General features: G+C 70.4%; 12 protein-coding genes. 7 read left to right on the forward strand and 5 right to left on the reverse strand.

Going from position 1 to position 15,593, the window contains the following annotated elements; genetic code table 11:
* The first annotated feature begins 35 nt into the window (after positions 1-35).
* From BHU06_RS08730 to BHU06_RS08740, 3 genes are read left to right on the forward strand one after another with little or no spacing between them, the layout of a single operon-like run.
* Positions 36-926, forward strand: a complete 891-nt coding sequence (locus BHU06_RS08730; RefSeq protein WP_070398798.1) for a DMT family transporter — start codon at positions 36-38, stop codon at positions 924-926.
* 45 nt (positions 927-971) lie between these two features.
* Positions 972-1,823 (forward strand): sulfurtransferase, encoded by an 852-nt coding sequence (locus BHU06_RS08735; RefSeq protein WP_070398799.1) that lies wholly within the window; start codon positions 972-974, stop codon positions 1,821-1,823.
* Positions 1,823-4,420 (forward strand): PAS domain S-box protein, encoded by a 2,598-nt coding sequence (locus BHU06_RS08740; protein ID WP_070398800.1) that lies wholly within the window; start codon positions 1,823-1,825, stop codon positions 4,418-4,420. Before BHU06_RS08735 ends, BHU06_RS08740 begins: the two co-directional genes overlap by 1 nt.
* Positions 4,421-4,442: 22 nt before the next feature.
* Here the strand turns inward: BHU06_RS08740 and BHU06_RS08745 are convergent, their stop codons facing one another.
* The 3 genes from BHU06_RS08745 to polA all read right to left on the reverse strand — a co-directional run bounded on the left by BHU06_RS08745 (position 4,443) and on the right by polA (position 9,259).
* The gene (locus tag BHU06_RS08745) at positions 4,443-5,252 is read right to left on the reverse strand and encodes a ZIP family metal transporter (protein WP_070398801.1); all 810 of its coding nucleotides are present in this window, start codon (positions 5,250-5,252) and stop codon (positions 4,443-4,445) included.
* Between the two features lie 140 nt (positions 5,253-5,392).
* Positions 5,393-6,292, reverse strand: a complete 900-nt coding sequence (locus BHU06_RS08750; RefSeq protein WP_070398802.1) for a dienelactone hydrolase family protein — start codon at positions 6,290-6,292, stop codon at positions 5,393-5,395.
* A 171-nt stretch (positions 6,293-6,463) separates the two neighbouring features.
* A complete protein-coding gene (polA, locus tag BHU06_RS08755; protein ID WP_070398803.1) occupies positions 6,464-9,259 on the reverse strand; it encodes a DNA polymerase I in 2,796 nt (931 codons plus the stop codon).
* A gap of 77 nt (positions 9,260-9,336) precedes the next feature.
* Between polA and BHU06_RS08760 the strand changes: the two genes are divergently transcribed.
* The 3 genes from BHU06_RS08760 to BHU06_RS08770 are packed head-to-tail and all read left to right on the forward strand — an operon-like array spanning position 9,337 to position 11,454.
* Complete coding sequence (locus BHU06_RS08760) at positions 9,337-9,663, forward strand: hypothetical protein (RefSeq protein ID WP_070398804.1); 327 nt, start codon at positions 9,337-9,339, stop codon at positions 9,661-9,663.
* A 1-nt stretch (position 9,664) separates the two neighbouring features.
* Complete coding sequence (locus tag BHU06_RS08765) at positions 9,665-10,663, forward strand: homoserine kinase (RefSeq protein WP_070398805.1); 999 nt, start codon at positions 9,665-9,667, stop codon at positions 10,661-10,663.
* Positions 10,660-11,454 (forward strand): BPSS1780 family membrane protein, encoded by a 795-nt coding sequence (locus BHU06_RS08770; RefSeq protein WP_070398806.1) that lies wholly within the window; start codon positions 10,660-10,662, stop codon positions 11,452-11,454. The genes BHU06_RS08765 and BHU06_RS08770 overlap by 4 nt, the downstream gene beginning before the upstream one ends.
* Positions 11,455-11,531: 77 nt before the next feature.
* Here BHU06_RS08770 and BHU06_RS08775 read toward each other — a convergent pair whose 3' ends face one another.
* The gene (locus tag BHU06_RS08775; RefSeq protein ID WP_070398807.1) at positions 11,532-13,469 is read right to left on the reverse strand and encodes a PhoX family phosphatase; all 1,938 of its coding nucleotides are present in this window, start codon (positions 13,467-13,469) and stop codon (positions 11,532-11,534) included.
* A gap of 108 nt (positions 13,470-13,577) precedes the next feature.
* Positions 13,578-14,819, reverse strand: coding sequence for a glycosyltransferase family 1 protein (locus tag BHU06_RS08780; protein ID WP_254668141.1), 1,242 nt, complete (start codon positions 14,817-14,819; stop codon positions 13,578-13,580).
* Between the two features lie 168 nt (positions 14,820-14,987).
* Between BHU06_RS08780 and BHU06_RS08785 the strand changes: the two genes are divergently transcribed.
* On the forward strand, positions 14,988-15,590 hold the full coding sequence (locus BHU06_RS08785) for a hypothetical protein (RefSeq protein ID WP_070398808.1): 603 nt from the start codon (positions 14,988-14,990) through the stop codon (positions 15,588-15,590).
* Positions 15,591-15,593 lie beyond the last annotated feature (3 nt).

Consider the following 15,593-nt stretch of genomic DNA (forward strand, 5'->3'; position numbering starts at 1 on the left):
CGAGCCGCGCAGCGGCGGAGCGTGGGGGCTGACGCATGCAGGCGCTCTGGATGCTGCTCGCATCCCTCTTCTTCGCGAGCATGGGCGTGTGCATCAAGTTCGCCGCCGCGCACTTCAACAGCTTCGAGACCGTGTTCTACCGCGGCCTCGTGGGCATGGCCTTCCTGTGGGGCCTGACGCGCTGGCAGGGCGTGTCGCTGGCCACCCGCGTGCCCATGATGCACGCCTGGCGCAGCCTGGTCGGCACCATCTCGCTCACGGCCTGGTTCTACGCCATCGCCCTGCTGCCGCTGGCCACGGCCATGACGCTCAATTACATGAGCAGCGTGTGGATCGCCACCTTCCTGCTCGGCGGCGCGGTGCTCACGCAGGCGCGCGGCTCGCCGGTGCGCGAACAGGCGCCGCTGTTCTTCACGGTGATCGCGGGCTTCGTGGGCGTGGGCCTCATGCTGCGGCCCAGCTTCCACCATGACCAGGCCTTCGCCGGCCTGGTGGGCCTGCTGTCGGGCGTGTTCGCCGCCCTGGCCTACCTGCAGGTGGCCGCGCTGTCCAAGGTGGGCGAGCCGGAGAGCCGCACGGTCTTCTACTTTTCGCTCGGCTCGGCGCTGGCGGGACTCCTCGGCATGATGTTCGTCGGCGCCACCCCCTGGCACTGGCCCGGCGCGCTGTGGCTGCTGCCCATCGGCCTGCTCGCGGTGTTCGGGCAGCTGTGCCTGACGCGCGCCTACGCGCAAGGCGCCACCATGGTGGTCGCCAACCTGCAGTACTCAGGCATCGTGTTCGCGGCGCTGTTCGGCATCACCGTGTTCGGCGACCGCCTGCCGCTGATCGGCTGGCTCGGCATGGCGCTGATCGTCGTCAGCGGCATCGCGGCCACCGTGCTGCGCTCGCGCACCGTGCCGCCCGTGCCTGCGGAAGAACCCTAGCCCCGGGCCACGGGAAACGCATGCGATCTGCATCACAATGTGCGCATGCTTAACTTGTTGATACAAGTCCGCGAGCTGCGGGCCCTGCTCGACACCGGCGCCCCCGTGCTGGTGATGGACTGCAGCTTCGACCTGATGAACCCGGCCGCGGGCCGCGCGCAGTTCGAGGCCGAGCACCTGCCCGGTGCGATCTACGTGGACCTGGACCGCGACCTCAGCGACAAGGGCCGCCCGGCCAGCGAGGGCCGACACCCCCTGCCCAGCCGCGAGCGCTTCGCGGCCCGGCTGGCCGAGCTGGGCCTGAACCCGGGCGTGCAAGTGGTGGCCATGGACCGCCAGGGCCTCAACTACTGCGGCCGGCTGTGGTGGATGCTGCGCTGGTGCGGCCACGAGGCCGTGGCCGTGCTCGATGGCGGCCTGGCCGCCTGGAAAGCCGCCGGCGGCGCGTTGGACAGCGGCCCGGCGCAGGCCCGTCCGGCGGGCGACTTTCGCCTGGGGCCTTCGCTGGCGCCCACGGTGGACACGGCGGGCCTGCAGGCCCGCCTGGGCCGGGCCGACACCACCGTCATCGACGCGCGCGCGGGCGCGCGCTTTCGCGGCGAGGTCGAGCCACTGGACCCGGTGGCGGGCCATGTGCCGGGCGCACTCAACCGCCCCTTCGGCGAGAACCTGCAGGCCGATGGCCGCCTCAAGCCCGCCGACCAGCTGCGCCGCGAATTCGACGCCCTGCTCGGCGGCCGCGACCCCGCCGGCGTGGTGCACCAGTGCGGCAGCGGCGTGAGCGCCGTGCCCAATCTGCTGGCCATGGCCGTCGCCGGCCTGGGCACCACCACCCTGTACCCGGGCAGCTGGAGCGCCTGGTGCAACACCGAGGGAACGCCGCGTGCGAGAGGCTGATGCAAGGGCCTGACTCGGTCGGCGTATCGGCGCGGGCCGAAACGCCCGACGCGGCCGACCTGCGCAAGACCCTGCTGTGGGTCTGCATGGTGGTCGGCATCGCGGCGCTGGGCATCGCCGCGATGGACCTGCTGCTGTCGCCCCCCGAGCAGAGCGAGGCCTCCCTCGCCGGCGCCCTGTCGGCCGTGGCCTGGGCCTGCTGGCTGGCGCTGCGCACGCGCCGGCTCTCGCCGGAACCGGTGGCCGCGCTGGTCATCCTGGGCGTGCTGACCACCGCCACGTTCTCGGTGGTCGTCTATGGCTCGGTGCGCACGGCGGTCAACTTCCTGTTCGTGGCCGCGGTGGTCGGGGCGGGCATCTTCCTCGGACGGCGCGCGCTGCTGGCCTCGGTGGTGGTCACGGCCGCGCTGCTGGGCCTGCTGGGCTGGATCGAAGCCCAGGGCGGCTTCGCGCACACGCCCAACTTCTCGATGAACCTGCGCGTGTGGCTCACGCAGGCCACCACCCTGGTGGTCGTGGGCCTGGTCGTCATGCACGGCCGCGCCGTCAGCCACCGCGCGCTGCAGCGCCTGCGGCACGAGCTCGAGCGGCGCCACCAGACCGAGCAGGAGCGCGACCGCAGCCTGGAACGCTTCACGCGCATCTTCCGCTCCAGCCCGAGCCCCATGATCGCGCAGTCCGCGCGCACGGGCGCCATCCTCGACGTCAACCCCGCCTTCGAGCGCTGCTACGGCCACCGGCGCAGCCAGGTACTGGGCCGCCAGGACACCTTCCTCTGGGCCGACCCCATGGAGCGCGAGCGCTACATGGAGCGCCTGATCGCCGAGCGCCACATCGCCCAGCACCGCGCCCGCGGCCGCCGCGCCGACGGCAGCGAGTTCGACGCCATGGTCTCCAGCGAGATGGGCAACGACGACGAGGACCGGCTCATCATCACCACGGTGAGCGACATGACCGGCCGCGAAGAGCTCATCCGCCGCCTGCAGCGCTCCGAGGCGCTGTTCTCCAAGGCCTTCCACTTCGCGCCGCTCAACCTCACCATCACGCGCCTGTCCGACGGCCGCTTCCTGGAAGTGAACCGCGCCAAGGACAAGGCGCAGGGCCTGGAACCCGAGGAGTTGCTGGGGCGCACCTCGGTCGAGGTCGGTGCCTGGCTCACGCCAGAGGACCGCGAGCGCTTCATCGAGCGCCTGCGCCGCGATGGCCACGTGGACGGCTACGACACGCAGATGCGGCACAAGGACGGCACGCTGGTCGACTCGCGCGTCTGGGCCGAGATCGTCGACATCGACGGCGAGCCCTGCATCCTGTCCTCCAGCGTCAACGTCAGCGAAGAGAAGCGCCGCGAGGCCCTGCTGCTCGAAGTGGCCAAGGGCGTGGCCGCCGAGACCGGCGAGGCCTTCTTCGGCGCGCTGGCGGAAACCCTGAGCAACGCCATCGGCGCCAACCTCGTGGCCCTGGCCGAGACCACCGACGACGGCGAGCTGCAGACCCTGGGCGTGTGGCGCGACGGCCGCGCCGCACGCAACTTCCGCTTCAACGTGGCCGGCACGCCCTGCGCCGACACCCTGCGCCAGACCGGCCTGATGACCTGCACCGCCCAACTGGCCGAGAACTACCCCAACGCGCCGCAGCTGCGCGCCCAGGGCTTCCAGGCCTACCTGGGCCAGGCGCTGCGCGACGCCGATGGCCAGGCCACCGGCATGCTGATCGCCATGTGGCGCACGCCGGTGACGGTGAAGGCCGACGTCCAGGCCCTCATCTCCATCTTCGCCAGCCGCGCCAACGCCGAGCTGCTGCGCCTGCGCCGCGAGCGCGAGATCGTGAGCCTGAACGAAACGCTGGAGCAGCGCGTGCGCGAGCGCACGGCCGAGCTGCAGAAGCTCAACGCCGAACTCGACGCCTTCGCCTACTCCGTCTCGCACGACCTCAAATCGCCGCTGCGCGCCATCGACGGCTTCACGCGCCTCATGCAGGAGCAGCTCGACGGCAAGCTCGACGAGGACACGCAGCAGCTGTTCGACCGCGTGCTGCAGTCCTCGCAGCGCATGGGCGCCATCATCAACGACCTCCTGGCGCTGGCGCGCGTGAGCCAGGGTGTGCTGCAGCGCAGCCCGATCGACCTGAGCGAGCTCGCGCGCAGCGTGCTCGACCACGAACTGGCGCGCGCGCCGCAGCGCCGCGTGCGCGCCGAGCTGGCGCAAGACCTGGAGGCCGACTGCGACCCGCGCCTGGCCCGCATCGTGCTGGAAAACCTCATCGGCAACGCGCTGAAGTACACGCGCGACCGCGAGGAGGCCCACATCGAGTTCGGCCTGGACGGCATTGCCGAGGACGGCACGCCCAGCTTCTTCGTGCGCGACAACGGCGTGGGCTTCGACATGAAGTACGTCGACCAGCTCTTCAAACCCTTCCAGCGCCTGCACCGGCCCAGCGAGTTCGAAGGCACCGGCATCGGCCTGGCCACGGTGCGCCGCATCATCGAGCGGCACGACGGCCGGCTCTCGGCCGAAGGCGCCGTCGGCCAGGGCGCCACCTTCCGCTTCTGCTTCGGCAACCCGCCACGCTGGAGCGAGAGCGAGTCGCAGAAACTGTGAGCGGGCGCCCGGCCCGGCGCGCTCAGTGCCCGCCGTGCGCCAGGCCGCTCACCAGCGTGACCATGCCGATGCCCACCGCCAGCCAGGCGATCTGCGCCACCGTCTCGCGCAGGCTCAGCCGCTTCTGCAGCTGCGGGATCAGGTCGGCCAGCGCCACGTAGACGAAGCTGCTGGACGCCGCCACCAGGAAGTACGGCAGCCAGTCGTCCAGCGAGGCCAGCAGCGCGTAGCCCACCAGGCCGCCCAGGGCCGTGACCGTGCCCGCCATCGACACCTTGAGCAGGGCCGCGCGCGGCGAGCGCGAGGTCTGGCGCAGCACCACCAGGTCGCCCATGTGGTGCGGCACCTCATGCGCCAGCACCGCCAGCGCCGCCACCACGCCCAGCCGCAGGTCGGCCACGAAGGCCGAGGCGATCAGGATGCCGTCGCCGAAGGCGTGCACGCTGTCGCCCAGCAGCACGGCCCAGCCGCCGGCGCGCCGCTCCTCGTGGTGGTGGTGCCCGTGGTGGTGGTGGTGGGCGTGCCCGTCCCCGGCCTCCTGGCCGTGTTCATGGCCATGCTCGTGGCCGTGGTGCCAGAGTTCGGCCTTGTCGAGCAGGAAGAAGAACACCAGGCCGCCCAGCAGCAGCGCGAACAGCTCGTGCGCGCCGGCCGCGCTCTCGAAGGCTTCGGGCAGCAGGTGCATGAAGGCCGTGGCCAGCAGGGCGCCGGCCGCCAGGCTGAGCATGTGCTGCGTGAAGCGCGCCAGCATGGCGTAGCCCAGCAGCGCCGCGATCCACACGCTGCCGACACCGGCCGCGACCGTTCCGATAAGAATGGCCAACAAGGTCATATCAGTATTCAGTTACTCGGTAGAACAAGACCTGCGGAGCACGGGCGGTCGAACCGAGTGACACCGCGGAACCGGCTGGGCCGGGCCGCGGGTGTCGCCCCCTTGAGGGGGTCGCGCGAAGCGCGGCGAGGTGTCTCGTTTCAGGCCACGCCGTGCTGCTTGAACCAGGCCAGGGCACGCTTCCAGCCGTCCTCGGCCGGCTCCTTGCGGAAGCTCGGCCGGTAGTCGGCGTGGAAGGCGTGCGGTGCGTCTGGGTACACCACGAAGGTCGAAGCCTTGGCCGCCGCGCTGCCGCCCGCCAAGGCCGATTTCATCTTATCAACCGTGTCAAGCGGGATGCCGGTGTCGGCCGCGCCGTAGAGCCCCAGCACCGGGCCGTGCAGCTGGCCGGCCACGTCCACCGGGTTCTTCGGGGTGAGCGCGTTCTGCTGCCCCACCAGGCGCCCATACCAGGCCACGCCCGCCTTCACCGCCGGGTTGTGCGCGCTGTACAGCCAGACCTGGCGCCCGCCCCAGCAAAAGCCGGTGATGCCCAGCTTGCTGGTGTCGCCGCCGTTGGCGGCCGCCCACTTCACGGTGGCGTCCAGGTCGCCCATCACCTGGGCGTCGGGCACCTGGCTGATCACTTCGGCGATGAGCTTGGCCATTTCGCCGTAACCCTGGGCGTCGCCCTGGCGCACGAACAGCTCGGGGGCGATGGCCAGATAGCCCGCCTTGGCGAAGCGGCGCGCGGTGTCGGCGATGTACTCGTGCACGCCGAAGATCTCGGACAGCACCAGCACCACGGGCAGGCCGGTCTTGCCGGCCGGCGCGGCGCGGTAGGCCGGCATCTTGAAACCGGCCACATCGATCATCACCTCGCCCACGGTCAAACCGTCGGACGAGGTGCGAATCGCCGTCTGGGCCATCAGCGGCGCGGCGGCGGCGGCATAGCCCGCGCCCAGGGCGGCCTTGAGGGCGGTGCGGCGGGTGGGGCCCGCTTGATCGGCACGGCCGCCCAGCAGGGCTTCGGCGTCGCGGGTCATGTCTTGTTCGAGCATGGGTCGTCTCCTGACGGGTGGTGGAAAGTCAAGCTGACTCGTTGGCGGGCCTGAAGTTCTGGTCAATCGGGCCCGACGCAGCGCAACCCAGAAACACCGCGGAACCGGCTGTGCCAGGCCACTGGTGTTGCCCCCTGGGGGGTCGCGCGAAGCGCGGCGAGGGATTCGTGGTCAATGCGCCTTGTCCCAGTTGGGGCCGACGCCGATCTCGGCCAGCAGCGGCACCCGCAGTTCGGCCACGCCGGCCATCAGGCGCGGCACTTCGCTGCGCACCCAATCGACCTCGTCCGCGGGCACCTCGAACACCAGTTCGTCGTGCACCTGCATGATCATCTTGGTGCGGCGCTCCTGGTCGTCCAGCGCGGCCTGCACGGCCACCATGCTCATCTTGATGAGGTCGGCCGCGGTGCCCTGCATGGGCGCGTTGATGGCCTGCCGCTCGGCCGCCTTCTTGCGCGGGCCGTTGCCGCCGTTGATTTCCGGCAGGTACAGGCGGCGGCCGAAGGCGGTTTCCACGTAGCCCTTCTTCTGTGCGGAGGCCACCGTCTGCTCCATGTAGCGCTTGACGCCCTCGAAGCGCTCGAAGTAGCGCTGGATGTAGTTCTTCGCCGCCGTGTTGTCGATGCCCAGGGCCTTGGCCAGGCCGAAGGCGCTCATGCCGTAGATGAGGCCGAAGTTGATCACCTTGGCGTAGCGGCGCTGCTCGCTGCTGACCTGCTCCAGTTCCACGCCGAACACCTCGGCCGCGGTGGCGCGGTGCACGTCCTGGCCTTCCTGGAAGGCGCGCAGCAGGGCCGCGTCCTCGCTGATGTGGGCCATGATGCGCAGCTCGATCTGCGAGTAGTCGGCGCTGGCGATCACGCTGCCCGGCGGCGCCACGAAGGCCTCGCGCACGCGCCGGCCCTCGGGCGTGCGAATGGGGATGTTCTGCAGGTTCGGGTCGTTGCTGGACAGGCGCCCCGTCACGGCCACGGCCTGCGCGTAGTGCGTGTGCACGCGGCCGGTGCGCGGGTTGGCCATCTGCGCCAGCTTGTCGGTGTAGGTGCCCTTGAGCTTGGACAGGCCGCGGTGCTCCAGGATCTTGGCCGGCAGCGGGTAGTCCTCGGCGAGCTTTTCCAGCACCTCCTCGTCGGTGCTGCGCGCGCCGGTGGCGGTCTTCTTGATGACGGGCAGGCCCAGCTTGTCGAAGAAGATCTCGCCGAGCTGCTTGGGGCTGCCCAGGTTGAAGGGCTGGCCGGCGATGGCATACGCCTCCTGCTCCAGCGCCACGATGCGCTGGCCCAGTTCGTGACTCTGCGCGGCCAGCGTGGGCGCGTCGATCAGCACGCCGTTGCGCTCCACCCGGTACAGCGTTTCGCTGCTGGCCATCTCCAGCTCGTAGATGAACCTCAGCTTCTCATCGGCCTGCAGGCGCGGCCACAGCACGCGGTGCACGTCCAGGGTCTGGTCGCTGTCCTCGCAGGAATACTCGGCGGCCTTAGCCACGTCCACCTGGGCGAAGGGAATCTGGTGCGCGCCCTTGCCGCAGATGTCCTCGTAGCTGATGCCCTTGCGGCCGGTGTGGCGCTCGGCCAGGCTTTCCAGGCCGTGCGGCTTGTGCACCTCCAGCACGTAGCTTTGCAGCATGGTGTCGTGCTCGTAGCCGCGCACCTCGATGCCGTGGTTGGCGAAGACGTGGCGGTCGTACTTGACGTGCTGGCCCAGCTTGGGCCGCATGGGGTCCTCCAGCCAGGGCTTGAGCCGGGCGAGCACCTCGTCGAAGGGCAGTTGCTCGGGCGCGTCAGGGCCGGCGTGGCGCAGCGGGATGTAGGCCGCCTCGCCCGGCGTCACGCTGAAGGAGATGCCGACGATCTCGGCCACCATTTCGTCCAGCGAAGTGGTTTCCGTGTCCAGGGCGGTCAGCTCGGCCGCCTGCAGGCGCGCCAGCCAAGTGTCGAACAGGTCCCAGCTCAGGATGGTGTCGTACCTCAGCGCGGGGCGCGCTGCACCGGACGTGGGCGCGGGCGGGTCATCGAACAGGCCTTCGGTGGCACCGGGCGCCACGGCGGTCGAGCCCGGCGCCACCGGCGCCTCCTGGCCCGCCGCCGCCTTGGCGGCGAGCGACTTGAAGCCGTACTTGTCGTAGAAGGCCTGCAGGGCCTGGTGGTCGGGCTCGCCCAGGCGAACCGCGTCCAGCGCGGGCAGGCCGGGCACGAAGCCGTTCAGGTCGCAGTCGGTCTTGATGGTCAGCAACTGGCGCCCCGTGGGCAGCCAGTCCAGGGCCTTGCGCAGGTTCTCGCCGGCCACGCCCTTGATCTCGCCAGCGCGCGCCACCAGCGCGTCCAGCGAGCCGTACTCCATCAGCCACTTGGCGGCGGTCTTGGGACCCACCTTGTCCACGCCCGGCACGTTGTCCACCGCGTCGCCCACCAGGGTCTGGTAGTCGACCATCAGGTGCGCCGGCACCCCGAACTCGGCCTGCACGCCCGCGAGGTCGCGGCGCTTGCCGCTCATGGTGTCGATGATGGCGATGCGCTCGTTGACGAGCTGGGCCAGGTCCTTGTCGCCGCTGCTGACGATGACGTCGAATCCCTGCGCCGCCGCCGTGTGGGCGAGGGTGCCGATCACGTCGTCGGCCTCCACGCCGGGCACGTCCAGCACGGGAAAGCCCAGCAGGCGCACCACCTCGTGGATGGGCGGGATCTGCGCGCGCAGGTCCTCGGGCATGGGGCTGCGGTGGGCCTTGTACTCGGCGTAGATCGCGTCGCGGAAGGTCGGGCCCGAGGCGTCGAAGACACAGGCGGCGAACAGCGCGGGCACTTCCTTGCGAAGGCTCTGCACCATGTTGATCATGCCCCGGATGGCCCCGGTGGCGGGGCTCGTCGGGTCGCCGGGCACGGCCCGCAGGTCGGGCATGGCGTGGTAGGCGCGGTAGAGGTAGCTCGATCCGTCGATCAGCAGCAGGGTTCGGGTGGCGTCCTGGGTCATCCCGACATTGTGGGGGAAGGCCGCGCCGGCGGCGGGCCCATGCCACGCGGGACCACCCCGGTGCCTACAATGCGCGGATGGCCTCCACCCCTTCCCTTCTGCGCGCGGTCCTGCTCGCCGCGCTGGCCGCGCCGGCCCTGGCGCAGCAGCCCGCACCGGCCGAGTCCGTGCCGCTGCAGCGCGCCCCGGGCGACCGCATCGAGCGCATTACCCACGAGGACGCGCTCACCCGCATCGACGAGCTGCGCGTGGACGGCCAGACCCAATCCATCCAGGTGCAGCCCAAGAACGGCGCGCCGGCCTATGAAATCCAGCCGCGCGGCGCCGCCAACACCCCCGGCGAAACCGCGGGCCGCCCCTCGGGCAACAGCGGCCGCAGCAGCTGGCGCCTCTTCAACTTCTGACATGGCCGTCTATACCGAGGTCCCGTTCGCCGAAGCCGCCGCCCTCATCGAACGACTGAACCTGGGCACCCTCACCGAGCTGCGCGGCATCCAGGGCGGCATCGAGAACACCAACTACTTCGTCACCAGCGAACGCGACGGCCAGACGATCGAGCACGTGCTCACCGTGTTCGAGCGCCTGAGCGCCGAGCAGTTGCCGTTCTACCTGCACCTGATGAAGCACTTGGCCACGCACGGTATCCCCGTGCCCGAGCCGGCGGCCGACGCCCAGGGCGAGATCCTGCATCGCGTGCAGGGCAAGCCCGCCGCCGTGGTCGACAAGCTGCGCGGCGCCAGCGAGCTGGCGCCCACGGCCGTGCACTGCGCCGCCGTGGGCGCGCTGCTGGCCCGCCTGCACCTGGTCGGCCGCGACTTCGAGCGCCGCCAGCCCAACCTGCGCGGCCTGCCCTGGTGGAACGAGACCGTGCCCGTGGTGCTGCCCTTCATCGACGGCGCCCAGGCCGCCCTGCTGCAGTCCGAGCTGGCCTACCAGAACCATGTGGCGCAGAGCAGCGCCTACCTGGCCCTGCCGCGCGGCCCCATCCACGCCGACCTGTTCCGCGACAACGCGATGTTCGAGGACGGCGCGGTCAGCGGCGTCTTCGACTTCTACTTCGCCGGCGTGGACACCTGGCTGTTCGACATCGCCGTGTGCCTGAACGACTGGTGCGTGCGCCACGGCGGCGACACCGACGGCCAGCCCGAGCCCGCGCTGGAGCAGGCTTTCCTCTCGGCCTACGAAAGCGTGCGTCCGCTGACGCCAGCCGAGCGCCGCCTGCTGCCCGCCATGCAGCGCGCGGGCGCGCTGCGCTTCTGGCTGTCGCGCCTGTGGGACCTGCACCTGCCGCGCGAGGCCGCCATGCTGCAGGCGCACGACCCGGGCCACTTCCAGCGCGTGCTGCGCGCCCGCCTGCCGAACGCGCCCGCGGCGAGCGCGGCGCCGGAGGCCTTGGCCGCATGAAGCTCCAGGTCAACAAGGCCAGCCTGGGCTGGTTGTGGGTCAAGCTCGGCATGCGCACCTTCCTGCGCCAGCCGCTGGCGATGTCGGGCCTGTTCTTCATGTTCATGGCCCTGGTCTCGGTGCTGTCCATCGTGCCCATCCTGGGCACGGCGGTGGCAGCGGCGCTGGTGCCTGCGGCCACGCTGGGCCTGATGGCCGCCACGCGCGAGGCCGAGCAAGGCCGCTTCCCCATGCCTTCGCTGCTGCTCACGGCCTTTCGGGGCGGCACCGAGCGCCGGCGCGGCATGCTGCTGCTGGGCGCCATGTATGCGGTGGCGCTGTTCCTGGTGATGGGCGTCGGCGCGCTGTTCACGGACGGTGCCCCCACCCCCTTGCCCGAGGGCACCGCCGAGGTCACGCCCGAAATGGTGGGCGCCGCCGTCGGCCGCCCCGGCCTGTGGGCGGCCCTGCTGGCCTACCTGCCCGTGCTGATGGCCTTCTGGCACGCGCCGGCGCTGGTGTTCTGGCACGGCGTGCCGCCGGCCAAGAGCCTGTTCTTCAGCCTGGTGGCCTGCTGGAGCAACAGGGGCGCGATGCTGCTCTTCGTCGCCGGCTGGACGGTGGTGTTCATGCTCACCGGCCTGCTCCTGGGCATGCTGGGCTCCATCGTCGGAGGGCCCGAGGTGATGCAGGTGGTGGTCTACCCCATCGTGCTGTTCATGGCCTCGATGTTCCACACCTCGCTGTGGTTCACGGTGCGCGACAGCTTCGCTTTCGACGCGCCCGAGCCGGACGCTTCCCGCTCGGCCTGAGCCCCGCCGCGGGCGCCCCCAAAAGAAAAGCCCGCACCGGCCAACGGTGCGGGCTGTGTTCTGGCGCGAGCGCCGGATCAGGTGCCGATCACGCCGCCATCGTCCTTGGTGATGACGACGGTGGCCGAGCGCGGCAGCGCCGCCCCGCCCTCGGGCCAGTGGCTGTTGCCGCCCTCGCCCGGGTGCTGGATGTTGATGAACAGCGTCTTGCTGTCGGGCGTGAAGCTCAGGCCCGTCACCTCGCACTCCACGGGGCCGACGAAGAAGCGGCGGATTTCCTTGGTGCGCGGATCGGCGCACAGCATCTGGTTGTTGCCCTGGTTGGCGTAGTTGCCGGTGTTGCTGTAGTTGCCGTCGGTCTGGATCCACAGGCGGCCATCGCGGTCGAAGCCCAGGCCGTCGGGGCTGTTGAAGGTGTTGTCGCTGGTCACGTTGGCCGAGCCCTTGTTCAAGGGATTGGCCTGGGCGATGGTGGGGTTGCCGGCCAGCACGAACAGGTCCCACTCGAACGTCAGGGCCGTCGGGTCGCCGCCGGTCTCGCGCCAGCGGATGATCTGGCCGTAGACGTTGGCCGTGCGCGGGTTGGCGTCGTCGGTCGTCGAACGGCCGGAGTTGTTCGTCAGCGTGACGTAGACCTCCTGGGTCTGCGGATGCACCGCCACCCACTCGGGGCGGTCCATGGGCGTGGCCCCCATGGCGTCGGCCGCCAGGCGCGTATTGACCAGGATCTCGGCTTGCGTGGCGTAGGCGGCCAGGGCCGGGTTGGCCGTGGTCATGGGCATCCACTCGCCGGTGCCCATCATGTCGTTCGCCACGGCGCCAGCGTTGAACTTGGCCACATACAGCGTGCCGGTGTCGAGCAGGTCGCGGTTGTTGGCGGTGTCGCCTTCGATGTAGTGGCCGGCGGTCACGAACTTGTAGATGTAGTCGTTGGCCTGGTCATCGCCCATGTAGACCACCACGCGGCCGTCGGCGGCAATGGCGTAGGCGGCGTTCTCGTGCTTGATGCGGCCCAGCGAGGTGCGCTTCTTGGGCATGGAGGCCGGGTCAAAGGGGTCGATCTCGACGATCCAGCCAAAGCGGTTGGCCTCGTTGGGCTCCTTCTGCCAGTCGAAGCGGTCGTGGTACTGCTCGTACTTGCGCGAGGTGCCGGCGCCGGCCAGGCCGTAGCGCAGCTGGTTGGCGTTGCGCGTCATGCCGGGGACCGCGGTGTTGGTGGTGCCGAAGTACTGGTTGAAGTTCTCTTCACAGGTCAGGTAGGTGCCCCAGGGGGTGAAGCCGTTGCCGCAGTTGTTCAGCGTGCCGAGCGCCACGGTGCCGGTGGCGTCGGCCGTGGTCTGCAGCAGCGCGTGGCCGGCGGCGGCACCGGTCAGCTGCATCGGCGTATCGCCCGTGATGCGGCGGTTGTAGGTGGAGTCCAGCACGATGTTCCACACGCCGGCGGTGCGGCGGATGTGCACCACGCTCACGCCGTGCGCGTTGAGGTCCTTGTTGGCGTCGTCCAGGCTGTTGACCACGCCGTCGGTGAACAGGTACTGCGGGTTGGTGTACTCGTGGTTCATCACCAGCAGGCCTTCGTCGCTGCGGCCGGCCAGGGCGAAGTAGTGGATGCCGTCGTGGTTGTCGCCCATCTGGCGCGCCTGCGCGGCGGCGTCTTCGCTGGCGTCGCCGGCCCAGGTCGAACCCGCGCCGCTGGAGAACAGCGGCGTGCCCCAGGGCGCCAGCACCGAGGCCGTGTAGCCCGGGGCGACGTGCACGCTGTCGTCGGTGCCGATGGCGATGCCGGTGAAGCCCAGCAGGTCGGGGTCGGCCGCGGGCGGCGCGGGCGTCGGGTCGGCGTCGCCGCCGCCGCCGCAGCCCGCGAGGCCAGCGGAAAGGAAGGCCACGGCAGCGGCCCCCACACCGGTCTTGAACAGGAAGCCGCGGCGGTTGACCGCGCGGTTCACCACGTTCTGGAAGTGCTCGTTCTGGCTGGTGTTGGTGGGCAGGTCTTCGCTATCGAAGTCGAGGGTCATGGAATGTCCTGTGGGGTTGGGAAATGCGACAGGCGGAAAGGCTACGCAGGCCTCGTGAAAACCTCGTGAATCTGATGGCATGGCACTCGAGCGGACCGCGGGCGGTGCTCAGAGTGCCAGCGACGGGCTCCAGCCCTCGGGCAGCGCGTGCGGCCAGCCCACGGTCTGCAGGAAGATCCCTTCCACCTGGCCGGCGATGTGCCGCCAGTCCAGCGCCGCCACCTGCGCGCGCGCCTGCGACGCGGCCGTGCGCACCAGCGCCGGGTCGCGCGCCAGCAGCGCGGCCTGGCGCGCGAAGGCGGCTTCGTCGTCCACCGGCAGCAGCCAGCCGTTGTGCCCGCCGCGCACCCAGTCGCCCGCCGCCGCGGTGTCGAAGGCCAGCACCGGCAGGCCACTGGCCAGGGCCTCGATGGTGACGTTGCCGAAGGTCTCGGTCAGGCTCGCGAAGGCGAACAGGTCGGCGCTGGCGTAGTGCGCGGCCAGGTCCTCGTCGCGCCGCATGCCAGCGAACAGGGCCTCGGGGCAGCGCTGGCGCAGGGCCGCGCGCTGCGGGCCGTCGCCCACGAAGACGAGCTTCACGTCGGGGTTCTGCGCGCGCATGGCCTCGTAGGCCTGCAGCACCACGCCCAGGTTCTTCTCGGCCGCCAGACGGCCGACGGCCACCATCACCAGGGTGCCGTCGCCGGCGCCCCAGCTGGCGCGCAGCGCGGCACTGCGCCGCGCGGGGTTGAACCGCTGCGTGTCGACGCCGCGCGCCACCACGCTGACGTTGCGAAAACCGATGGCCTGCAACTCCGCGCGCAGGCTCTGCGTGGGCACCATGGTGCAGCGCGTGAGGTTGTGGAACTTGCGCAGGTAGGCCACGATGGGCGTTTTGAGCCAGCCCACGCCGTAGTGCTGGCTGTAGGCGTGGAAGTTGGTGCGGAAGTCGGACGTGACCGGCAGGCGCAAGCGGCGCGCCGCCTGCAGGGCCGACCAGCCCAGCGGGCCTTCCGTGGCGATGTGCACCAGATCGGGCCGCCTCAAGGTCCAGGCGCGCACCAGCGCACCCTTGCCGGGCAGGCCGAGCTTGAGTTCGGGGTAGCGTGGGATCGGCATGCCACGCATGAGCACCTCATGAAACCCCGGGTCGCTGCGCGCGGCGTCCTCGCGCGTCTGGCGCGGGCGGATGAGCTGCACCTCGTGGTTGCGCGCGCGCAAGCCCTGCACCAGGCGCGACAGCGTGAGCGACACGCCGTTGATCTCGGGCGGCCAGGTCTCCGTCACCACGGCGAGCCGCAGGGACGGGCGGGCCGCCGGGAAGGCCTCCACCAGGATCGTTTCGGCGCTCGTGTCGGACATGGGGGGCATGGTGCGGCGGCTTCGCGGCAGATTGATGACACCGCGACAGCGGCGTGACGCGTGCGTGCCCGCGCGGTGACACACCGGCGATGTCACCGCGCCGTCACGCGCGGCAACCACCATGCGGCCGCTTTTCCCCTTCTTTCACCCGCTTCCTCATTGCCGACGGAGACCGCCTTGAACGACTTCTTCAAGACCCTGGAGATCCAGCGCTGGGACGACCACCGCTACTACCACCACAGCCGCATCAACCAGTCGCTGCATTTGGTGAGCGCGATCAGCTTCGTGGTCGCGTACGTGATGCTGTGGTTCGATCCCGTGATTTCCGCGCTGATCGCCTGGCTGGTCTCCATGACCTCGCGCCAGGCCGGCCATTTCTTTTTCGAGCCCAAGGGCTACGACCACGTGAACCAGGCCACGCACGAGCACAAGGAAGAGATCAAGGTGGGCTACAACCTGCAGCGCAAGGTGGTGCTCATGAGCCTGTGGGCGCTGGTGCCGGTGCTGGTCTGGATCGACCCGACGGTGATGGGCCTGTTCGAGGCGCACCAGGACCACTGGGGCTATACGCGCCACGTGGGCACGCTGTGGCTGGGGCTGGGCATCGGTGGCCTGCTGTTCCGCACCATCCACCTGTTCTTCCTGCAGGACATCCAGACGGGCCTGGTGTGGGCCACCAAGATCCTCACCGACCCGTTCCACGACATCAAGCTGTACCACAAGGCGCCGCTGTACCTGATGAAGGGCCAGCTCATCGACCCGGGCGTCGGGCGCCGCTGACTT

Source organism: Hydrogenophaga sp. PML113 (genome assembly GCF_001777155.1).
In the GTDB taxonomy this organism is placed as follows: domain Bacteria; phylum Pseudomonadota; class Gammaproteobacteria; order Burkholderiales; family Burkholderiaceae_C; genus Hydrogenophaga; species Hydrogenophaga borbori.